This window comes from Desulfobacter latus, assembly GCF_013389365.1.
Lineage (GTDB): Bacteria > Desulfobacterota > Desulfobacteria > Desulfobacterales > Desulfobacteraceae > Desulfobacter > Desulfobacter latus.
On record NZ_JACADJ010000041.1, the window covers coordinates 12,642 to 36,473 of the forward strand.

Here is a 23,832-nt window from a genome sequence, read left to right on the forward strand (position 1 = left end):
GCTTTTCGTTTCAATGCGCCTGTTTTTTTATTTACCCATGCGTGTTCTATTTAGGAGGAGAAAATGCTTCAAAGGTTTTTCACAATTTTTACCTTAACCCTTTTTTGTTTGGGTATCGCTTCAGGGCCTGCTATTTCTTCAGACGCATCCCAGGATCTTGTTGATCAGGGCCGTTCGCTGTTTTTCAGCAACGCCAACCCGACCTATCAAAATATACTGGACGCGGATGTGAAATTTAAAGATGCCGTTACCGCCGATCCCACGAATCAGAATGCCCGGGTATTCAGGGCCGTTACCCGCATGGTGGGTTTTGCCCTGTCACCGAGTGCCGGCAGTGGATATCAAAATGCCGCAGATGTCATTTCAGCCATGGGCATTCCCATTATTTCGGACCGGCTTATAAGTATGGCGGCTCCCTATGATGAGGTACCTGAGCTGGGCGGACTCTTTAATCCCCCGGGTACGCTTCCCAACGGAGACGAGATCAGGGGCGTTATCAATAAGGGCCTTGTTGGAATTATCAATGATGCGCTTGCCGACCTTGACGTCGTTACATCGAATTATGCCCTCACCTTGACCGGGCAGGAAGTAGATGAAATCTCCGGCATTGAGGTGGACTATACAGATATCCTTTTTGTTAAAAGCGCTCTGAACGCCATTAAGGCCGTCGCCCTTGTTTTCTCGGCCTATGATCTAGACGCCGCCGATGCCAATGACCTGGTGGCCCTGTTGAATGCGGGTATGGCGGATCTTCCAACGGATTTCATAAATCAGTTCCTCACCAAGTATCCTGATTTCTTAACACTTGATGCCACCGGCAGTGAACAGCTGGATCAGGCCAAGGCTGCCCTGCAGCGTTCCTATGATTTGCTGGTGGCCGCATCCCAAGCCCTGGCTGCGGAACTACCTGGCTCCCAGGACAACGATTTTTTCGTCCTGGAGGATGAAGGGGACGAGATGATGCTGGATAACATCATCAATATGTTTTCCGAAGGGCTTGACTCCCTGACGGAAAACCGGCCCATGACGGTACACCCTGTCGTTTTAAACTGGCAGGGTACTGATTCTCAAGAAAATCTCTTTTTTATTGAACTGGAAAAAGGAGAATTGGGGAACGGAAAAGTTTACAGGACGGAGGACATGGAATTCCATGGCTACATAGATGGGCATACAGTATGGGGGGATATTCTTTCCTGGGATATAAACGATCAGAGTGAAATTTCCATGATACTTGCGTACTGGGGGGATCATCGTATTGTTTTGAACGGCACCCTGAATGATGAAAATGGAAAAATTACCGGCACATTATCCTACCAGGAATTTAATGGGGCGGAATTCGACGAAACCCGGAATAATGATTTCACAGCCGATTTGACAGGCGAAGAGAGAGATGATTTGGAGCGGGTGGATTTCAACGCAATTTTCGGCAACGCCACAGCACCAGAGAAGGAAAAACTCGATATCAGAGACCACCTGCCGGAATTTGATGTCATGGGTGAACCGCTGAAAGATACATTGCCGGAGCCTGTGATGAACGGTTTTTTCCCGGATTTTGTCAACAACGCCCAGGTGACCGAAAAACTGGAACTGGAACCGGGGTACCATGTATTTGAGATCCCTAAAGTCACAACACCCATGGCTATGGACGGAGATGATGCGGACTGGCCGGAAACGGCACAGGTTGCCGAAGGCTTGGCGACCTGGGAAACGAACAAGGGAGTAGATATTGTCAAGGTCTATCTTGCCCGGGATGATAATTACCTGTACTGTGCCATGGCACTTGCCGGAGATCCGGTGGTGGTGGATTTTTCCAACTCGGTGCATTACACGGTTGCTTTCCAGCCGGAGGAAGATATCTGGTGGCGGGACAAATATGAGTTTCAGGCCTATTATGACAATTCCGATTCCGGCTGGAAATCACGTATCAATTACACCGACAGTCAAGGGCAGTGGTATTCCGGTGGCGCGTTTGACAGTACCCATGTCGGGGCAGGCACTCGATTTCTGGAGTGGAAGATTCCTGTAAATCACATTGAAAAACCCCTTGAGACATTTGGAGGGGACTGGATTGACGCTTATACCTGGTGGGACATATTGCCGGAAGGGGATTGGGTGGATATCAACGCCCGGGTCTCTCCGGTTTTTGACGTGCCCTGTACCATTGCTGTACCGGACCATGACAGCGGCAACATTTACTATTATCTTTCCAAATCCGCTCAGCCGCCTACGGATGCCGGTGACGCCATTACCGGGGGCTACCTTAACACGCCGGGGGCCTTTGCCCTGGCGGGTGCGCCGTATTCATCAGAACCGCTGTACCTCTATGTATTCTGGGATAGGGACGAAAACGGTATTCTCAATGCCGGCGACTGCACCGGCGAGGGAACGGTGACGTTTAATGCCCAAACCAAGACCTATGATTCAGTCTTCGTAGAGGTCGATGACCAGGTTCCTCCCGATCATATCGATGCTGTTAACGTGAAAAACGTTCATTGCCCGGACGGGCAGTTCCGTACTTATTTTGATGTTGACCTGGGTCAGGGATACAGAACTTGGGATATTAAACAGGTCATTGTAACGGACCCGGACGGAGACCAGGTTCAGATCTGGCCGGCAGAGGGTGCCGAGTTTGATGACCCTGCAGGAGAAGATGAATTGTCCTGTCTGTTCTATGCGCTGCCCGGGTCACCCAAACTCGGCAAGTATACATTCCGGGTCACTACATCCGACGGTCTGGTGGGAACAATGAGCGATACCCAGAAAGATCTGATCACCATCCCGATCGTCGATACCAGCCGGGTTCGTATAGAAACAGACTCAAAAACACCGATTTTCAGGTGGCCGGGCGTTAGCGCACCGGGAACCGGCATTGCCTATCGCCTGGAAGTGTCCGGTGTTGACGTGGATTATGCCTTCAAAACCGGCAGAGCGTGGGGGATGACAACCTGCACCCTGCCGGAGCTGATGCCGGGTAAAATCTACAAATACCGTATCCGGGCATGTGACGATTCCGACTGGATTGCGGTGGATAACCGCTCCCACACCGACTGGATTACATTTACCATGGACCCGGTGTTGACCCATGGCGCGGTGCCGGCCGTTGATCTTGACGGATGGGGCGCCGTTAAATATGCGCATGTAGGCCAGGCGCCCGGATTGGATTTAGGGGTCAATGTGGCGGATCATGACGGTGTGTCCCATGACGGCTCCTCCCATACGGTGTATGCCCTCCCCGTGGATGAATTCGGTAACCAGGTTGTGATGGAAGGGGGCGATACCAGGGTGTATCTCAACTTTAACGCTAAAAAGAGTGAAATTAAAGGCCATTATTCCGCCTGGATTGATTCCGGGAACTTTGCCGAAGTGTTCAACCTGGGCGCTGTCGGTGTGAAGTTTGTTGTTGTAGATCCGGACGGAATTCAGGCATCTGTTGTTGATATGCTGGATTCCGAACCCATGACCCCGCCGGCAAGTATTAATCTGAGCTGTGAGGAAAACGGCACGACGCCTAAGTTCAGCTGGCATGAAGTGGCCGGTGCCAACCGGTACCGCATCCGTATTTACAATGTCAATGGTGACGGAAGTCGTGGGGATACAATACTCAAATGGTATACCGGCAATACCACTGAAACCACTATTCCTCCTGGATTCCTGGCCCCCAATACCAAGTATCAGTACCGGCTGGAGGCTGGAAATGCCCATATGGGCAGGTTTGAGACCGATGAAAATATCACGTTTCCCGTGCGGGATGACAATGGAGATTACCCGGCCTTTGCTACGGGAAGTGATTCGGAAGCACCTTTTATCCAGGCTGATACATTAGGGGCAGCAACATGGCACAATGACTATATGGGGGTTTTCCTGTACTTTGGAATACAGGTCTACGACGCCCAGGGCGTTGGGAATATTGACGCCGTGACTGTGACACTCCCGGATGGCACCACAAAAATACCGTTGCGATACGAATACGATGAATCCGATAATTGCGGGGTGTTTAACACGGATGCCTTTGTTCCGGTGCAGTACGGCACCTATACCTTTGAAGCCACGGATAAAGATGGCCATACCGCTACGACTGTAACAGAAATATTATCACAGATGCCGGAATATATCCATTATCCGGACGCGTCAACCATCACCGCCGATGTTGTGGATCATACCGGCGTTGAATTCAACTGGAATGATGTGCCGGGTCCGGCATTTTACCGGATTGAAATTTATGATAAAGAGAATAATAACGTTTTTAATCTGGACACCACGGAAAATCAGTACGCCTTGGCGCCTGGATTTTTGAAAGAAAATGAACCCTATCGCTTCAGGATCACCGGCCGTGATCAATTCTTTGACCAAAATGTTGATCATGGCGCCGCATCCCCGTGGAGCCGCAACCAGGGCATGCTGTTTAAGACCGGACCGGCCGGCAGCGGCGGGACCCATGCCCCGGTCATAGATGAGAACAGTTCCGGTGCATATATCGCGTATATTCAGCACCCCGTAACCGGTGAGCCGTCGTATGGCCTCAATTTCAGTCTGGATGTAGAGGATCAGGACGGTGTGCCGGGTAACATCAAGTCGGTGGCTGTTCAAGGACCGGCTCCTGGTGGGCTGTCCTGTGAACTTGGTTATCATTGGGAAGCGGATGGTGTTCGTGCCTGTTACTGGGGAGAGATCATGTTCGACAGCCTGGCGGATATTCCCGAAGGTAAATATACCTTTACGGTTGAAGATGAAGATGGCAATAGCACAAAGTTTGAAGATGATCTGGTCAAGAACCCGGTTCCCCTTGTTGAATATAAGGTGCCTGCCGGCGAAAAAACGGTCGGCAATGACAACCCCAAAATAGCGTGGGATGCACCCGAAGGCGGACCTTATTTTTACAAGGTCAATGTTTACAGGCACTGGAATAATCAGGTCCATAGTTCCGGTATCCTGAATACCACGTCATATATGGTGCCCCACGGCCTACTCTCTCCCGGAGAAACGTATAATTACCGGATTTATGTGTATGAGGCTGATCCCGGAGTCACTGAGCCGGATAATGTTTCCATACATGGATACTTTACAGCCCAGCGTAATTATTTTAAAATCCCGGATGAGGTTGAAGGATTCAATCTCATGGATGATATCTTTGAGCCCCTCAAAACCCTGGTGGGAAACCAGGGATGCCTGGGGGTGCAAGGGGCCGACGCCGATGAAGACGGAAAAATCGGCCTGCCGGATATCTTGACGGGGCTTCAGAGACTGGGTGACCATAGGGATACAGAAAATTAATAAGGAAAATACATCCGTATGATCCACTGCCGGAATATTTTAAGAGATCCTAAACGCCTGATCGTTTTATTCATGGCGATCAGCTTTGCGGTTTCTTATCTTCCGGTAACCGATAACTGGCTGATTTCCTTCAAGGGGCGGACAAACCTGTCTGCCTTGGTCATATCGGCCATGGCCGTAAAAAAGGTGTTCGGCACCAAAAATGAGACCCGGGAGCTTGCCGGGTCCCTCAACTTGGTTTTCAACGAGTTGAAAATTGCCACAGGCCAGGTCCGGCCTGTAAAAGAACAGAAAAACGGACCCGTACTCTTAACGGAAATTCATCCCGAATATCCGTTATCAAGTAACTTGTCCAGTCTGTCTGCGGATTTCGGTACCGGTCAAAGGGTACCGGATCTTCAGTCATTTTACCAATCCATCATTTTATCACCCGACCCGCCTCCCCCTGAAATCTTGTCCTGATCAAATTTTCGAATTCGGCATTATTATTAACGAAAAAGGGCGTGGTCATAACATCGGCCACAGCGTAGGTTGGGTTGAATGAAGTGAAACCCAACAACTTAACTAAAAACGATATCTCAGGATTAAAGTTAAGTGAGAAATTCAAAACAGAGACTAAAGCGTGTTATCTATGTGTTGGTCTGTATTTTTACCGCTGTATTTTTTAGCGGGACCATGTGCATGGGCAAAGAAATTCTTGACTATTCCGGAGACCGGCTGAGTCTGTCTGCGGAAAATGAACCGTTGCTTCCAATGCTGGAGAGAATTGCCAGGACGGCGAATGTGGTCATTTTTATTTCCAAAGGATTTAATCCGGGAAGGGTTTCCGTTCATTTGGAAAATCAGCCCCTGGAAAAAGCGTTGAAGCAGATTTTAAAGGGCTTCAACGTTGCCATGGTCTACCATAAGGCCGACGGGGAGATGCGGTTGTCCGCGCTGAAGATTTATCCTGAAGGAAAGGCGTCGGGACCTATGGATGTGATTGTCCGGGAGACCCGACCGGTTGCGGACCCGGTAGTGACTGGATTGAACCGCAAACCATATGACAGTGAGCGGTCGGATGAACCATCCGTCAATGCGTATGTCCATACGGTCAGATATGATGCACTGATTCCCACGGCCCTTGAATTTCAGCAAAAGGAAGTAGCTGCCTGGAAAGAGATAATCACGCTGCAGAATCGGATTAATGCCGAAGTCGATGCGACAAAAAATAATGTTTTAACCCTTGCCTTGCTCGATAAGTACGAGGCTTTTGATGACCTCCAGAGTTTACATATCAATACCCTTGAAAAACTGGACCGCATTGAAAGCTTCAACGCAAACAAAGCAAGACAGAAAAACGAATAACATAATCGGGGATTTTTTATATATGAAAAATTTAAAATTTTTTTCCATACTGGGGGTATTGCTAATTGCAGCCGTCTGCTTTGGTCAGCCGGCCTTTGCTGCGAAAACCCTGAACATAGGAACCGCCTCAGTGAACAATACAGGGACAACAGATGCAGCCAGGACCGCTACCCTGGATGTGACCCTCAAAGGCGGAGCAAATGATGTTAACGGTCTGGTATTCACATTGGTTTACGATCCTGACGTATTTACCTTTGAAGGCTTAGCACAGGGGAATATGCCCATTGATGACGGATCCGGCTATGATCCCGAAAACCCGCCTTCGGCGGCCACTATCGGGTCCACCCTGTACTATCAGGCAAATAATAAATCCAGCGAAGGTATTGTCATGATCGCGGCAGCAGCAGCCAATTTTTTTACAAGCGCTGCAGATACTGATTTTGTTGTTTTTAAAGCCAAGTTCAAGGTCAAAGCCGGCCTGGGCAACGGCGGATACACCATCGGTATCCAGCAAACGATCATCGGGCCCGAAACCGCAGCCAATGCCGGATATACCGTTCCAACAATGCTGGCCGTGGCCGCCGGCCTGGCCGCTGATGCAGATCCGGTAAATGCACAAACCTATGCTGTCGGATTTGTTCCCGGAACGATTAACGTCTCGGGCGGGTATGAGGTTTCAGGTACCGTGGTCCTCGGTGATACCCCGGAAGTCAATGCAGATGGTGCTGTTGTTGACTTAATTAAAACAGTCAGCCCAGGCGAGATCAAAGTTGACCGTCAAATTGTAAGGAACGGCGCTTTCAGCTTCAGCGGCGTATCCAACGCGACATACCGGATTGTCGTCAATTCCATAGTTCCCGGGTTCCAGAAAAAATATGAAGGTGGCACTTTCTCTGTAGATGGTAATGATGTGGCGGTTGACAAAATCACCCTTGCCAAGAACCAGGCGCGTTCCGGTAAAATTACCGTACCCAATGCAACCGGCACGTTGAACGGTCTGAGAATTGAAATCAGGGATGCCCAGGGTACTGTTGTGGACACGGTTGCCGTGGATGCCGACGGCTCCTATGTTATCCCTGCTATGCCAAGTGGCGAATACACCATACACGCTGTCTACGGCAACAGTGAAGTTGATATTACAGATAATACCAACTTTATCTGGGATTCTCTGGTGTTCAGATCCGTATCAGGCACCATCACTACACTCTGTCCGAAACAGCAGGTTGAATTGCTTATTACATCCGCAACGACCGGGGTAAGAAGCTCGGTCATTGTAACCGGTGACGGTAATTCTTCTGATTTTACGCTGCATAACCTCCTTCCCGGTAATGATTACGTTCTATCCATGACCGGTGACGGTGTCGGTCCGGTTTACTTTGATGGTGCTGATGATTACACTGCCGCCACCTTGATTGACGTCTCTGATGGGGATGCCGCCGGAAAGGGCTTTGATTTTAATTGCAATGATCTTGTTACCATTTCTGGTAATGTAACCGTAGACGGAGTCGCAAAAGCAGGTGTGGTTGTTAAAGCAAACAATTTTAACTTTACGAATTATAAAAACGGTTCCGGCCTCACCGGCGCCAACGGAGACTATAAGATTCAGGTTGCCAAATCGGATGACTATTATGTATTTGCCGAGTATGACGGCCGGAAGTACTACCATGACGGCGGCGTGACCCTGAGAAGCGAGGCTGTTCTTGTGGATGTCTCTGCCGCGTCCAAGGATGAGATTGATATCGCAATCGCACCTCCGGTGGCCCATACGGCTGTACTCAACGGTTATGTGACCCTGGGTAAGTCCAAAGACAATGGTGGCGCGCCCCTGGCCAATTATCTGGTGGTACTTGAAAATGCCGATGGTCAGGTCCTGCCCTTCATGGACAGAACCGATGAAAACGGGTTTTATGCCTTTGAAAAAATGGCCCCGGGCACTTATAATGTCGTGCTTTATCCGCCGGCACCGTATGTGAAACAGGTTAAGGATGGTGTGGTACTGGAGAATGACAATACCACCCAGGTTGATTTCATCGTTGATCAGAACTTTGAAATCACCGGCCTGGTCCAGGATGCCGGCGATAACGCTGCCATCACCGGCGCAAAAGTCGGCATTAAGAACAGTGCCGGCCAGAATGTCAGACAGCCGGTGTACACCGATGACCAGGGCAGCTACACCCTGGTGGAAATTCCTTCCGGCGTGTATACCCTTGAAGCCGCACATCCTGACTATGTACCCGAAAGCCGTCAGGAAACAGTATTGGCTGACCTGCCTGCCGACACCATCCTGATGACCAAGGGTGCCATTATCAGCGGTACTGTCACGGATGCTGACGGTCCGGTGTCCGGTGCCATGGTTACACTGGCCGGAGACAACGGCATGGTCAAGATTGCCAGAACCGGAACTGACGGCAAGTATGCGTTCAAGGGACTGGCTGCAAACTTTGACCATCTCATTAAAGCAGGCAAGGGCAATGTGTACATTCCCTATGAGCCGGAGCTTGTAACCACCGGTGATGCCGGTTCCGTCAAGCCCCATGACATCACCCTTGTTAAACCACAAAAGGCATGGACTTATAGCGGTAAAGTGCAGAAGAGCAACAATGAGCCGGTGACCGGTGCCTATGTTCTTCTGAGCAGCACTACAACCAAATACAGCAAGGTTGTACGGACGGATACGGCCGGTGATTTTTCATTCACCGGCGTCATTGACGGAACTGATTACAACCTGCTGGTTCTTCCGGGTGCAAACCTGCCGTATATTTCTGAGAGCGATATTGTGGTTCAGGATAATATAACGGATAAGGTGGTTATAGTACCTACATTTGCGGTAATCTCAGGAACCATTACCCTGTCTGAGGCCTCTGCAGATGCCATTGTTGTGGCCGGTGCCTATGACCCGGTGACTAGTGAGGTTGAACAGGCCCTAGTGACCAATCCAAGCGGAGATAATATGACGTTTGAATATACCCTTAAGGTGAAAACAGATGTTGCATATAAAGTCTTTGCCCAGGATCTGACGCTGACCTTTCCCATTAAGTATTATTTTGATGGAGAAGAAGCGGTCGACTATGCCCAGGCGGCAGATGTGACCAATACCCAAAACGGTATTAATATCCCTTTAACCAAGTAATATAACAAAAGGGAGCCTGCGGTGGTTAAACACACCGCAGGCTCTCAATCATCATTATTATTTTTTATATTAATTGAAGTTCAAAGTATAGATTCAGGAAATAAATTATGAACAAACAAATACCCATACTGCTGTTAGGCTTACTGTTTGCATGCTTTTCCCTGCCGGGAGTACTTTATGCAAAATTTGAGCCGTCGGCAATCACCATTGACGGTGTACAGACGGATGCTGTCCAGGCGGTTCCTGAAGGCAATCTTGATGCGGTGGTAGAGGCAACCACAGAGGATACTACCGGATATACCATCAATAAATACGTGTATGTATGGAATAACTCAATCACACCCCTTAATAATACCCAACTTGGTGTGGAGTCTTCCAGTGTTAACTACATAGAAGGAAACGATACAATCATATCTGTGGATGCCGAAACGACATTTGCAAGCAGCAACGGGCTTGCCTGGTATCTTCATGTGAAAACCGTTTATTTTTCACCAGATGAAGGGGGCATGGCATTAAGTGATGATACTGTCACCCCTGCCTATACGTTTGATAATGTCGCGCCAACGGCGACCATTGCACTGGACACGGATGCGAGTGGTCAGACCGAAAGCACGTCAGCCTCAAACAGCCTTATTATTGAGGTCTCCGGGGAGACGGCGGAGATTTTTAAGGTTTACGTCCATACTTCGGATCAGTTCACCGCCACCTCTAAAAAGGCGTATGATTTTTCCGATCCGGCACAGACCACGTTGGAATATACGGTCGACGGTCCGGGAACATATACCCTTTATGCCTGGTTTGAAGATGAGGTCGGCAATGTTTCGCAAGACCCTGCCACCCTGCCTGATGTTAAAGTCCTTGCCGGTAAATCCATAGATCCGGCCGGTGACATGAACCTTGAGGTCGGCGGCACTATTACCTTTGAAGTCAGCGGCGCAGATGAAGACGAGACCTTTAACTGGGAAATTGTTGATGCCAATACCGGAGCGGCTTCAGAAGCCGCTGACTTTGACGGAGCTAATTCAGATGTGGCAACCGTTACCGTAAAAGGCACCGAAGGCGGAACAGTAAAGGTCAAAGCAACGCCGACGGGTGGTGGTGATGCTTATGAAAGTGGAATTATTACTATAATCAAAAAATCCCAAGCCTTTTGTCTTGATATTGATGGCGATGGTCAAATATATCCAAATACCGACGGATTTTTGGTTGTCAGGTATCTGTTGGGAACTTTTCCTGGTGATTATTTAACCAATGGCGCTATTGGTCCGGATGCGACACGAGAAACGGCGGATGAAATTACTGAATATCTGGATTCCGTGGTTGCCGACTTGTCAATTGATATAGATGGAGATGGTCAAATTTATCCGAATACAGATGGATTTTTGGTCGTTAGGTATCTATTGGGAACTTTTCCTGGTGATTACCTTATCAATGGCGTTATTGGTCCAGAAGCAACGCGTTCAACAGCTTCTGAAATTAGTGCCTATCTCGATGCGGCAAAGTGTGGATTATGAGGCGCCCTAAAACAATAACGGTAATTCTCCGCCTGGCCCTTCAAGCAGGTTGGATCGCATAAGTTATGAGGAAGATTAAGATAGATATGTTTTTTTTTAATTAGAGAGGAGAAGTTGGATGAGAAGAATCTGTAAATGGAAATCGAAATTTTTCTTTTTCCTGATATTGTCGATGTTCGTTTTTTCGACTGTAGCTTATGCTGCAGAAACCCAAACCTTAACTATTGATCCTGTAACTGAAAATAAGGCAGTTACTGAAGCGTTTGCATTAACGGTTAATTACACTGTTACTAATGATGCGGCTACCGCCGGAATCGCTGCAGTTGTCCATTTTAACTCTTCTAAAGTCACTTTTGTAGATTTTTCTGATGTTGATACAGATGCAGCTAACGGCACAATTTTTAACCAAATACAGGTGCCTCAAGATGATATAACTGATTTAGACAATGATACAACCACTGATAAATATGTAAGCTTGACTTGGACCAACTTTGCAAATGCATTTTCCGGCACATCAAGACCGCTGGGTGTAGTTAATTTTACTGTAAATGAAAGTGCCTATAATGGTCCGGCTCAATTTAATATCACTACAGGTAATCCTGCATTCGGGCTTACGCGGGAAACTAACGGTGCAACTATTACTGTTACAGGAGGGAAGGCCGCCCCTTCAGAACCAGTCTTATCGCCTGTAGCGGGGTATTATAACGACGCGGTTTCAGTAACTGCCGAAGTCGACGACGGGGTTACTACTTATTACACGCTGGATGGCACTGAGCCGGATGCCACTGATTTGGAATATGCCGGAGTGGCGATCAATGTCGATGACGATGACACGAATAAAGTTACCGTGACCATGAAATCTTACGATCCCGTTGGTGATATCTGGGGGGACCCCGGCTCAGCTGACTACACCTTTGATAAGGCCGATCCGGTTGTTGTTATTTCTGAGCCTTCTGCAGACGCCGTCGTAGAAACCGCTGCGTTGATCATTGAAGGCACTGCATCTGACGTCACCTCCGGCGTTGCCAAGGTTGAAGTGAGCATTGACGGCCAAGCCAACTGGGCCGATGCGATCTTGAATGGTGAGAACTGGACATTTAATGCGGCCCTGGCCAAGGGAGAAAATGCCATTGCCGTTCGTGTGACCGATGAGGCCGGAAATGCTGTAGTGATCCCCGGGAATACAATGACCTATACCCCGCCGCCTCTGGTATTGACCGTAGACGGTGTCGATGTTACCGGGCAGAAAATCAGAGTTCCCAATACAGCCGGAAGTAATACCCGTACCATTACCGTTTCAGGCGGTTCCGAAGATTTTGCCAATTACAACTGGACAACCGGTCCCGATGATCCCACCTTTGGTGCCTTGTCTGCAAGCACCGGTGAGTCTGTAACCTATACCGCCGTTGTCGGGCAGAAAGGCACCCATACCGTAACGGTTACAGATCCTGCTGATGCTACTACGGCCAATATGACAATCGAGGTCTTTGACTTTTCTGTGAGTGCCGATAAAGACGTCGGTTATGTGGGCACGCCTGTTGTGTTTACGGCAGTAGGCAACTCAGGAACGTTTGAATGGGAGGTGGTCGGAGACGGTGCTGATGTTGCAGGGATACCGGTCATTTCCGGTAACGACGATGCCATTGCGACAATTACGCCGGTTGCAGCCGGTACCTTTCAGCTGAAAGCCACCGACGGGGGTGCAGGCGGTACCGGTGCTGAGTTTACTACACCCGCATTTACCATATACGCCGTACCGGATTTCAGCGGACTGCCTGAAACAACAGAGACATATAATCCCACCAATCCGTCTGAGTATACCGTTTCCGGGGGGGACGAAACCTATGAGTGGACGGTTACCAATCCGGCAAATGAAGCTTTAGACCCTGTTACAGGCGCAAGCTTTACTTTTAAAGCGCCCACCACAGGCAACTTTGCCGGTAACTATACTGTCAAAGTCGCTGAGAGTACTGCCTATGAATCATCGTTCAATGTCTATGTTCCCCTCACCATCACTCCGGAACAGACTGATTTCGTGGTTCTTGGTAATGCGGATGCGCTGCCGTTCACCATATCCGGTGCTGAAGACGGCAAAGGGTATACCGTAACCATTGATAGCCTGGATGACCAGGTGCCCGATGATGTTGATACCGGTAATGTGGCCAATAATGTCGTCAATTTTGAATTTAATCCGGCGGACGCCAATGCGACGGTAGAAACCCGTAGCAAAGATTACGCCATTAACGCTGTTGTTGATGATTATAAAGCGTCCGATATCCCCGAGATTCATGTTACTGTTGTCCCCGTAGCAGACTATTCCGGCAAGGTAACTGACAGCGCAGGTCTTGCACTTGATGATGTCAAAGTTACCATTACGGGCCCAGCCAACTCTGCCGGCGAAACGGCCATGTCCGACGGTAACGCCGAAGGTGCATTTACTTTTAAATCCCTGCCCGCTGTAGATCCCCAGGACGACAGTGACGTTGATTATACAGTCATGGCCGAGAAAGCCGGTTATGTGACTGAGACTGATGTCTCTCTGAATGCGGATGGTTCCACTGTGATTGAAATGAAGAACGCAACCGCAAGCCTTTCCGGAACAGTGTTATACCCCGATGGCAGTAAGGCTGAGGACTGCAATGTCGTACTGATTAACGCAAACGGCAACACCATTGACACTGTGAGTACAGAGAACGATGGCGTCTTTTCCTTCGAGTTTGAAACCGTTCCGGCAACACCGGTGACTTACACTGTTAAAGCGACCAAACAAGGATATGAAAAAGAAGTTACCATTACCGTCCCTAAGAATGGGTTTGATTATACCGTAACGCCTGATATTACCCTTGAAAAGGTTACGCCGGCAGAAAAAGTGTTAGGGGAAGTTGCTCCGGAAACCGGCGGTAAAGTAGAAATGGATTTTGGAACCAATGATATTCCAGATGAAGTAAAAGATGAATTTGGCCTCAACGCAGGCACTATTACGATCACCATCGCCAAGGGCACTGCGTCCGGTGGTCCGCTTTCTGTTTTCCCGCCTGATATTACAGATCCGGCAAGCCTCCAGGGAGCTGATAAACCAGACGAGGCCATTACCTGGCGGATCGACAATATCGGCCATAACACCTGCGTAATTATTCCGGTACCCTTTGAAGCTGAAGATACTGCGGATGTCAAAGACGGGCTTTTGAACGTCATCTACGCCAATAGTAATTCACCTTCAGACTGGAAGCAGGCAAATATAAATTCCGTTGATTATGACAAGAATATTATTTACGCTGAGATTTGTGAATGGTCTTCCAATTATGTCGGCTTGGGTAATGTGTCAGACAATTCAGGTAGTGTCGGTGACGGCGGTCAATGTTTTATTAATTCCGTATCATCCGGTGATAACTTTGCCGGGATCGCCACCCTGGCTGTACTTTTTGCCTGTGCTGCAGCGCTTGCTGCCGTTCGGCGGAAGAAAAACCAATAATCCCAGGCTAATAATGCCTGTTGCTTAACCTAAGGGGCGGTGATTCACCGCCCCTTTTTCATGCCCGTTTAAAAAGCGGTAAGGCCATAAAGCGCCATATTGCCGGAGATATGGATAATCAAAGGGGTTAAAAGGTGGCGGGCTTTTTCAAAAGAAAGGCAAAAAATAAAGCCCCCCACCGCCGGGATGACAGGTATGCCGTATCCATTCATATGCATGGCGGCAAATAGCAGCGTCGTTAAAACAATCGCTGTGGCCGGCCCGGATCTCCGGAAAAAGCCTTGAACAATTCCTCTGAAAAAAAGTTCTTCTGCAATGGGGCCGAAAATCATTCCGGTTAAAAGAAATACCATCCTGTCATGTGAAGGGAACGGCATGGATATCAGATCGAGAACATTGATCCCTGAAACATAAAGCCCCCCGCCGACCATCAACACAATCAGGGCAAAACCGACAGACCAGGCAGACCCGTGGATCATCCCTTTTTGGGCGTGTTTCAAATCAATGCCGGCCGCTGCGAAACCGTTGGGTGTATATCTTAACAGTATCAACATCAAAGTTGTCTGGCAGATTCTCGATATGAGAACGGCTTTGTATGCGCCGGTGACAGGGCGCATATGCAGGGTAACACACGCTTCAACGGCAATGATGCCCCCAATGGACAGATAAAGGGTTTTAAATGGAATGAAGCGGGGCATCAGCGGCGGCATTTGCGTATCCCCTTTACGGCGGCAGCCTGGATGTACCACTCCGGTCTGTTTTCAGCGACCCGTTTCAGATGGGCGATTGTGGCCGGACTGCAGGAAATTTCGGCAAGAGACCCGGCGGCTGCGGCAGCTGTCGCAATCGCCCGGTCCTGGGTCATATGTTGCAGCAGGCGTATACTTGGGCCTGTTTTAATTTTGGATAAAACCTTTGCTGCCCAGTAACGTTCTGAAATAAAAGGACTTGTGCTTGCGTTGTGCAAGTGACGCTGAAATTGGCGAGGTGCAATGCCTGATTTATACATCCTTCTCAGTCCTTCTACCCGGTAACGGTTCTGGTTTGAGTAAAGCAAGGCCGTGATATCCAACGGATTATTTTTATTTGGGCTGGGATAAAGGTACACCAGCGTGCCGGCAATGTTCACCACCATGAATAGGGCAGCAATACAGTTTGCGATTCGAAAAGAAAATAAAAGGGACGCAGCTTCCGCCAAGACATAATAGAGACTGATAAAGATAAATAATGGTGCCGCTGCAATCAGGCCAAGCCTGCACAAACCACCCAGAATCGAATATAGTATAGAAAGGTATCCAATGGTTTCCAACCCATTGGATGCATAAGGTTTCAATACAGTGACGGCATACGGCGAATAGGTGTAATAAAATCGGGTAAATGCCCTTCCCAATGCGTTGGGCAGGAGCAGATAGTCTCTGATTCGATGAAACACAGACGTGTCAGCCATGATAAGTAAAAGCAATACACTTAGTGTCAGCGTGATTCCAAGCCAGGTTAGGCGTTGTTTGTCGGCAGCTTGAATGGGGTTTCTTTTGTCTGCGACGACAAAGATAACGCAAATACATAGGGAAATAAGGATGCCGGCGGTAAGCGTAAAAAAAAGGCTGCCCAACAACGCTGAGTCAAATTCTAATAAAGTCGGCAGGATCAGGGCATTAGGTACCGGCGGCAGGGGAGTACCACCGGCAGTCAGGCTGTAGTAAAGTGACCGGTTGGAAACGGTGGTCAGCAGAAAAAAAAAGGCGGCGCAGATACCGAGGCTGATGAAAAACAGCTGGAAAAGCTTTTTCATGTAGCTGGCCGGATTTAGCTTACAAGCTGGTTCATTTCAAAAATGGGAAGGCAGATGGATAATACGATAAAGCCGACCACCACAGCCATGATCAGAATAATCACAGGCTCAAGAAGGGAGGTCAGGCCGACCACAGTGGTCTCGATCTCTTCATCATACACCCTGGCGGTTTTTTTCAGCATATCTTCAAGGCGGCCGGTCTGTTCCCCAACCTTGATCATCTGCACGGCAAGGTAGGGGAAATAATCGCTTTTTCCCAATACCTCTCCCAGTTCCCTGCCTTTTTCCACTTCAATGCCGGCCTGGTGAATGGCCGCTTCAATGACCATGTTGCCTGCGACCTTTCTGACGATTTTCAAGGCATCCAAAAGGGTGACCCCGTTTTCCAGCAGAGAGCCCAGGGTGCGTGAAAATCGGGCAACGGCAATTTTCTGCTTCAGGCTGCCCACCACTGGAACCCTGAGAATGACGCGGTCGGCAGCAAGACGGATGGCCGGCCGCTTTAACAGGGTTTGTGACACAACCGCAATTGATACAATGAGCCCGGCCAGAAGCCACCACCATTGCCGCAGAATATTGCTGATGTCAATCAGGGCCTGGGTGGTAAAAGGAAGGCTCTGGTTCATCTCCTCAAAAATGGCGGTAATATTGGGAACGATGACCGTCAGAAGGAAAAAAAGCACCCCGGTTCCGATCAGGGCCATAAGTATGGGATATGCAAGGGCCGCCTGGATTTTACGGCGCATTTTGTTCTGTTTTTCCGAGATGTCGGCAAGCCGCTCAAGCACGATGCCCAAGGTGCCGGAAGCCTCCCCGGCCCGGACCATATTAATGTATATCCCTGAAAAAATGCCGGAATATCTTGCAAGGGCGTCAGCAAATCCGGCGCCTTCTTCGATGCTGTCTTTAATTTTTGAAATCACCCGTTTGAACGACTGCTTTTTTATCTGGGGAAGCATGGTATTCAATGCCGTTATCAGTGGAAAACCGGCAGAAATCAGGGTGGCAAGCTGGCGGGTCATGACTGCCGTCTCCGACGCATTAATCCGTGGGGAGAACAGTGTAAAGCCGGTTTTGGTGTTAATGTTCGGTTCGGTGTTCACCTCTTTCAAAGAAACCGGGAATATCTGGGACGCCCGCAGTTTGTTTTTTGCGATTTTGATATCCCCTGCATCCAGCATTCCGGATATCTGTTTGCCTCGTTTGTTTAGCGCTTTGTATTCGTATACCGGCATGAGAATCCTATCACGCGATGATCAAGTTTTTGTTGATTTGCCCAACTTCCGCCTTGAATTTGAACAAATTCCCTAAAAACTTGATGATCGAGTATCAGTGAATATTTCTAAGGGTGTAGTCCGTAATTATCTTTTTTCCGGATCGCCTTCCGTCAGGCGTTTCCAGAATGTACGCCCCCCCCTTTAGCTGCATATTCTCAGGGTTTAGTTCAAGCCTGTCAAGTGTCAATTTCCGATTTTGGGATTCCACTTTCACGTTTGAAATAAGGCTTACCTTTTTTTTAAGTATATTCATTTTTATTTTATCGGCAGAAATCCGGGATTCAATCTTACCGTCCAGATAAAATTCAAGGGTGCCCCGGCGGATGAAAATATAGGATAGTTTTTTTAAGCCATGGGGCAGCAATTTGTTTTCAGCAACCATTCGGCCGAACGAATCTTCCATCCCGTACTGCCCGGATTTGTCTTGATGTGAGGCACTTTGCCGGATCGGATTTATCGCAGGAGAATTGTTTGATGTTCTCCCGGATGGAATTGATCTCGCTGCTACACCGGAGTACCGGTAAAATTTTATCAGCGCTGTTTCCAGTTTCAACTCCCGCATCAGCCCGAATCGTACGGGGCCGATTTTTCGTTTGTGGAGACTCAGATGGCGGCATTCAATGGACAAGGTTTTGCGTGAGCCAATGTGGGTGGTATATTTAAAATCACTGATTCTCTGGCGTACCCTTGCAAAACCGTACTTATTTCCTGGCGCTGAAGGGGGCGGTGAGGCCTTTTTTTCCGGTACGGTATGGGAAACATATATCAGGGTCATGGCAGTAAGCAGTACAATAACAACTATCCAGAGTGTGCGTGCTGTTTTTTTTTCCATATCACTCTGCTTGTCTATCCTGAAAAAGTCATCATCGATAATCGAACTTTAGAAGGTAGTCGCTTCCGTTTTTATTTAAAATTACACCTGTTTTTTTGATTTTAACGATATGCAGATTCTGGAACACATCTCCTTGGTGCAGGACGGTATTATTAATTACGGTAATGCGGTTTTCAGGGGTATGATCCCAGGAGATCGCCTGGATTTTTAAAGACCGGTCTGCCATGATGGGAATTTGGGATTGAATGGGAATATCCGGGTCAGTATCTGCCGGTTTGGGCCCGGTTTCGGTTACAATCCGGGGTTTGGGCTGCGTTTTGATTGTTTTTGTCCTTATGGGGGGCGGCGGACTGGGAAGCGGTTGTATAGCAGCAGCATGCCGGGGCAGATGCGATGGTTCCTTTTTTATCAGCGGTTGATGTGCCTTTTTTTCTGTTTCCGGAGCAGTAACCGGCAGAACCATATTGTTTTTAAACGGATAGTAAAAATAGGCAACACAGAGTCCCGCGACAAAAAGGGGTATAAAAATAAATAAAACCGGCTGCAACATATATGGTTTTCCCCTCCCGGAGATTTGGAAACCGGTTGTAGTGCTGCTGTTAAAGGAGAGGTCAGGGGCGTGCTGCCGGCTCTCTTTTTCAGCCTGTTTTAATGCGTTTAAAATTGTACTCATTGTTTTTTTGCCATGCTTTAGTTCTGTTAAATGATCAGGGCGGATCTGCGTTAAACGGTGCAGACAGCCTTGGTATGCCATTCCCCCGGGTTTTCCTGAGCAGTACAATTCTGGTTTCAGGACCGGTGATACCGTCCACGGTAAGGCCGGCGTCCTGTTGAATGGCCTTGACCGCATCCATGACATATTGATCATAGACAGGGGAAAAGTCGGCCACATCCAGTCCGATTTCCAACAATAAAAATTTCAAGGCAATAATGGCATCTTCCGAAGCTGCCGGACTGATAATACGCTCGTCACCGAGCCCGTCTTCCCAGGCAATATACATTTTATCCTTAAAAAACGGAATAAGTGCTTGCATGGGAATTTTATATTTTTTCCGGGCCTCGGCAGTGAACATGATGCACTGGTTTTCAGCGGTGACCCGTTCAATACCGACCACGCCTTTTTTCTGTTGTCCGGGAAGTTTAAACTCAAAAAGTGCAGGTAGATCCAATGTCAATGCTTTCCGTATATCGGTTTCCAGGCTAAGCAGTTTGAGTCCGCTTTGACTTGCTGCAATTTTGAAAAAAGAATCATTGGGAACTATGCGGTTATTAAGTTGGTCCATATTGTCCGGCTGCGGCTTGCCCCAGAGCGTTGCCAGGCACCTGAAGGTCTCTTTTCTGGTGGCGGATTGTTGAATTTCCCAAAGAACGTTTTGTACATCTTCCAGTTGCGAAGATAACTTCGGATGGGATGTTTCATGGGCTTTCCGTGGTGCCGCCAATATGTCCGATGATGGGGTTTGACGGGTATCCGGTGTTGTTGCAGGCGTTTTCTCAAGAATGGTAAGACTGGGCGGAATATCTACAGGGAACATTGCTTTGGCTGCCGGGGAGGGCAGGGGGGCGGTTGAGGGGGCTTCCATTTTTATGTACACGGCATAAACGGCTGCAAGAACGAATAAGGTGGCAAGTGAAGCGGTTAAGGCGGTTTTCTTTTTTATGATTTGGGGGATCTGTTTGCGGGGGGTGACGGAGTCCAGTTCCCGGATCGCCGTCCCCACATGGCCGGCGGTTACCTTTTTTTTCTGGAAGCTGTAAGCCACAAGCAGTGAACGGTCACAAATGATATTGATCAGCCGGGGAACGCCCTTGGAAAATGCATAAATGCGTTTCAGTGCAGGAGGGGTGAAAAGGTGCTGGGGGCGATTGGACGCGACGCTGATCCGATGGGCAATGTAGTCTAAGGTTTCTTTGTAATCCAGGGGGCGGATATGGCAGCTCAGATTGATTCGCTGCCGCAACTGCCTCAGCTCATGGGCGTCGAGCAGGTCCCGCAGTTCGGGTTGGCCCACCAGGATGATCTGCAGCAGTTTACTTCGGGTGGTTTCCAGATTGGAGAGCATTCTCAGTTGCTCAAGGGTCTCTTTTTCCAGATTCTGTGCTTCGTCAACCAACAGGATCACGGATTTTCCGGCCGCTTTTTTTTCCAGAAGAAACCGGTTTAAATCATGGGTCAGGTCAGCCGGATCTTCGGCCGTGCCGGCAATGCCCAATTCTCTAAGGGTCATTTTGAGAAGCTGGGTCGCGTTTACTTTTGAGTTGAAGATAAAAGCCGCTTCAGTGTCCGGGCCGAGTTTTTCAAGAAACACCCGGCAAAGGGTGGTTTTGCCCGTACCGACTTCCCCGGTTATTTTGACAAATCCGTCTCCCTGGGATACCGCATAGGTTAGATGGGCCAGTGCATCTTCGTGGCTTTTGCCCAGGAATAAGAAGTCAGGATTGGGAACCAGCTGAAATGGTTTTTCCCTGAGATTGAAAAAGGTATTGTACATCTTAAGGACTCCTGAACTTTATGTGGCCCGGTTTGTCAAAATAGTTGTTTTGATATCTCATATGCATTTGCAGGGGTCAAGCGAATGTGATATTCGGCAACAATTCTAAAGATGACTCTTTTTAGTTAAAAAACTCGCACAAAGACACCAGGACACAAAGAATTTATTTGGTTTTATGTGCATTTTGGGAAAATTTGACAATAATTGTCAACCGTCTTTACACATTTTGTTCTGATTATATGTTTATACACCTGAAGCCTACATTCAGCACCCTAAATTCAGAATATAGTTAAACTAATGATCAAATAATCCGAATAATATTCTGAATAAATAGTGTAATTGAGAATAGTTGTCACCTTCTCAATAATAAGATAAGCAATCAAAAACTCAAAACCACTATATATTGATCAAAAATCACTACACGATCAACATATGGGGTGCGGAATGTAGGCTGAAGGACCTTTAATTATTGAATTTTTATCTTGGCATACAAGTTGCTATATCAAATTTTTCAAGCAGGTGTGTTTGGTTCTTGACCAATTCAAGTGCCGTGTTTGTGGTGCAAAATCAAAACTGCAATGCCATCATATAAAGCCGAGAGCCGGCGGCGGTACGGACAAGTTGTCGAATCTGATGACGCTGCATGAAGCAACTGCAAGAAAAGGCAGAAAAACACCGAACCGAAGCTCAAAAGCGGAATAACAAGAACGTAATTTTGAGAATCATAGGGAATGGATGAAATACGATGAATATTTGCTGGAGATGCGAAATGCACAGTAAAAAGACTTTTTGGTTTAGGGTATATGTATATTGTTCTATCATGTTTTTTTCCGTAACGCTTACCAGTAATGCAATGTCGACCTCAGGGGACCCTCGGGGGGATGTCAACGGCGATTTGAAAATCGACGTTCATGATGTCATGGCTGTGGCCCGGATGCTTACGCTTCTTGACCCTGTGAACATGAACCTTCAAGCTGATGTGAACAAAGACAACAAGATCGGTTGTGCAGAATTCAATTTTATTCTTCAGCGGCTTGCCGGCCAGAGAGAGGCCGAACCAGACACGACCCAGGTGACATGTGCAACCCAAAGCGCCATCGCAGTCATGGATCAAACCATAGAGCAGGTCAAATCCCTGAATACCGTTATGGATCTTATTGGACTGATGGACGAATCCCTGGCATCCGTTTCCAATGTCAACGAACTGAAGGCGGCCATTGAGAATGCAGCAGATCCTTGTGTTACCCATGATTTTTCCCTGATAAGCCAGGCGTACACCATTGATATGACATCCTGTAACAATATCAGTGGAGCAGTGACTCTGAAACCGACCTACACTGACAACAACATTGGATATACCATTGATTACGATAATGTTGTCGTTCCAACCAAAAATGGGGGTACCTGTACCATTAATGGTACAACCGCAGCTGCGGTAAGTTTCACCAACGGCACCATCAGCTTCATCTACCAACCCAGCAATCTGACCGTCTGCGGTAATTCGGTGAACGGAACTTTAGCGGTGACTTACAACACGACCACCCAGGCCACCACCGTATCTGTGGAGACCCAGACCGTCACTGTGTACTGTGGGGAAACCGCAGACATCAAAACGGATCTTGTCCTGACATATGCAGGTGCGGACTCTAACGTGATCGTTAATGGAAATATTGAATCAATTATTACGTTGGAAGATGGAAAACAGATACATACGACCAGCCTTGACAATGTGGAGATAGACACATCCTGCGGCATACCCGTTGGTGGGGAAGCTACCGTGGACGGCATTTTGATTGATTTTAGCAACACAACATGCCAAAACCCCACAGCTACTGCCTACATTGATGGCACCCCGGTACCTGTAGACTTAAGCTAACCCTGCTGATGCCGATTCCTACCCGATTGGTGATATCAATGGTGACAATACGATTGATATGAAAGACCTTATCTTTTCTCTGAAAATTTTGAATGCCGCCGGTGAGATTAAAGACGAATACATCAATGCCGAGACAAGCAATAATGAAAAGAACGGACTGGCGGATTCAATCCATATCATGCAAAAACGTTCAGAGAAAAGCAGGGCAAACGCATTAAAATTTTGGATGTTATAAATTCAATAACTTAGAAATATTGATTTGATCATTTTCGAGGTTATTGCAAAATTCAAAATCTTTAACTGATTGAATTCATAGTGGTCAAAGTTTGTGCCAGATTTTAATGCGTTTGCCCTGCAGAGAAAAGTGATTAGGATTGATATAAGCACGTACATATTGTACATATTGTATATATGTGCAATAAAATATAAAGGTGCCAAATGACTACTAAAATTTCCACAGCCGATGCAAGAAAAAATTTTGCCAACATTGTTAATAAAGTGGCGTACGGTAAAGAAACTATTGTTCTGACACGCAGGGGCCAAGATGTTGCTGCGCTGGTTTCTATAGATGAACTTGAACTGATTCAGCAAATAGAAGACCATATTGATCTTGAAGATGCTAAACTTGCTCTTGCTGAATCCGGAGAAAACATTCCTGCTGAAGAAGTCTGGAAACAATTGGGACTTTGATTTATGGAATATCTCCCCATTCGCTCATTTTAAATCTGAAAAAATTAATTTCGCATGGAGGGCTTGCAATAGTTAAAATTCATCATACTTTTGTGGAAAATTCGACTGTAGCTTCTTTTATTATTATCTTAACTTAAAG

General features: G+C 47.8%; 16 protein-coding genes. 10 read left to right on the forward strand and 6 right to left on the reverse strand.

The window, feature by feature from the left end:
- Positions 1–63 precede the first annotated feature (63 nt).
- The 6 genes from HXW94_RS11785 to HXW94_RS11810 all read left to right on the forward strand — a co-directional run bounded on the left by HXW94_RS11785 (position 64) and on the right by HXW94_RS11810 (position 14,734).
- Positions 64–5,271, forward strand: coding sequence for a hypothetical protein (locus HXW94_RS11785; RefSeq protein ID WP_178367101.1), 5,208 nt, complete (start codon positions 64–66; stop codon positions 5,269–5,271).
- An 18-nt stretch (positions 5,272–5,289) separates the two neighbouring features.
- Complete coding sequence (locus HXW94_RS11790) at positions 5,290–5,733, forward strand: hypothetical protein (protein ID WP_178367102.1); 444 nt, start codon at positions 5,290–5,292, stop codon at positions 5,731–5,733.
- A gap of 132 nt (positions 5,734–5,865) precedes the next feature.
- Complete coding sequence (locus HXW94_RS11795; RefSeq protein ID WP_178367103.1) at positions 5,866–6,618, forward strand: hypothetical protein; 753 nt, start codon at positions 5,866–5,868, stop codon at positions 6,616–6,618.
- A gap of 22 nt (positions 6,619–6,640) precedes the next feature.
- Positions 6,641–9,748, forward strand: coding sequence for a carboxypeptidase regulatory-like domain-containing protein (locus HXW94_RS11800; protein WP_178367104.1), 3,108 nt, complete (start codon positions 6,641–6,643; stop codon positions 9,746–9,748).
- Between the two features lie 107 nt (positions 9,749–9,855).
- Positions 9,856–11,262, forward strand: a complete 1,407-nt coding sequence (locus HXW94_RS11805) for a hypothetical protein (protein WP_178367105.1) — start codon at positions 9,856–9,858, stop codon at positions 11,260–11,262.
- Between the two features lie 118 nt (positions 11,263–11,380).
- The gene (locus HXW94_RS11810) at positions 11,381–14,734 is read left to right on the forward strand and encodes a carboxypeptidase regulatory-like domain-containing protein (RefSeq protein ID WP_178367106.1); all 3,354 of its coding nucleotides are present in this window, start codon (positions 11,381–11,383) and stop codon (positions 14,732–14,734) included.
- 68 nt (positions 14,735–14,802) lie between these two features.
- On the opposite strand, the gene HXW94_RS11815 is transcribed toward HXW94_RS11810, so the two are convergent.
- The 6 genes from HXW94_RS11815 to HXW94_RS11840 form a co-directional block, all read right to left on the reverse strand.
- A complete protein-coding gene (locus HXW94_RS11815) occupies positions 14,803–15,444 on the reverse strand; it encodes a CPBP family intramembrane glutamic endopeptidase (RefSeq protein ID WP_178367107.1) in 642 nt (213 codons plus the stop codon).
- Positions 15,432–16,526, reverse strand: a complete 1,095-nt coding sequence (locus HXW94_RS11820) for a HEAT repeat domain-containing protein (protein ID WP_178367108.1) — start codon at positions 16,524–16,526, stop codon at positions 15,432–15,434. The genes HXW94_RS11815 and HXW94_RS11820 overlap by 13 nt, the downstream gene beginning before the upstream one ends.
- 14 nt (positions 16,527–16,540) lie before the next feature.
- The gene (gene gspF, locus HXW94_RS11825; RefSeq protein ID WP_178367109.1) at positions 16,541–17,761 is read right to left on the reverse strand and encodes a type II secretion system inner membrane protein GspF; all 1,221 of its coding nucleotides are present in this window, start codon (positions 17,759–17,761) and stop codon (positions 16,541–16,543) included.
- Between the two features lie 94 nt (positions 17,762–17,855).
- Positions 17,856–18,635, reverse strand: a complete 780-nt coding sequence (locus HXW94_RS11830; protein WP_178367110.1) for a hypothetical protein — start codon at positions 18,633–18,635, stop codon at positions 17,856–17,858.
- A gap of 31 nt (positions 18,636–18,666) precedes the next feature.
- Complete coding sequence (locus tag HXW94_RS11835) at positions 18,667–19,389, reverse strand: general secretion pathway protein GspB (RefSeq protein WP_246293932.1); 723 nt, start codon at positions 19,387–19,389, stop codon at positions 18,667–18,669.
- Positions 19,343–21,127, reverse strand: coding sequence for an ExeA family protein (locus HXW94_RS11840; RefSeq protein WP_178367112.1), 1,785 nt, complete (start codon positions 21,125–21,127; stop codon positions 19,343–19,345). Before HXW94_RS11840 ends, HXW94_RS11835 begins: the two co-directional genes overlap by 47 nt.
- A 519-nt stretch (positions 21,128–21,646) precedes the next feature.
- On the opposite strand from HXW94_RS11840, the gene HXW94_RS11845 reads away from it, so the two are divergent.
- The 4 genes from HXW94_RS11845 to HXW94_RS11860 all read left to right on the forward strand — a co-directional run bounded on the left by HXW94_RS11845 (position 21,647) and on the right by HXW94_RS11860 (position 23,693).
- Positions 21,647–21,829, forward strand: coding sequence for an HNH endonuclease (locus HXW94_RS11845; protein ID WP_343054599.1), 183 nt, complete (start codon positions 21,647–21,649; stop codon positions 21,827–21,829).
- 151 nt (positions 21,830–21,980) lie between these two features.
- Complete coding sequence (locus HXW94_RS11850) at positions 21,981–23,003, forward strand: dockerin type I domain-containing protein (protein WP_281357835.1); 1,023 nt, start codon at positions 21,981–21,983, stop codon at positions 23,001–23,003.
- Between the two features lie 58 nt (positions 23,004–23,061).
- Positions 23,062–23,238, forward strand: coding sequence for a hypothetical protein (locus tag HXW94_RS11855; RefSeq protein WP_178367114.1), 177 nt, complete (start codon positions 23,062–23,064; stop codon positions 23,236–23,238).
- Positions 23,239–23,441: 203 nt separating this feature from the next.
- Positions 23,442–23,693 (forward strand): type II toxin-antitoxin system Phd/YefM family antitoxin, encoded by a 252-nt coding sequence (locus HXW94_RS11860; protein WP_178367115.1) that lies wholly within the window; start codon positions 23,442–23,444, stop codon positions 23,691–23,693.
- The last annotated feature ends 139 nt before the right edge of the window (positions 23,694–23,832 follow it).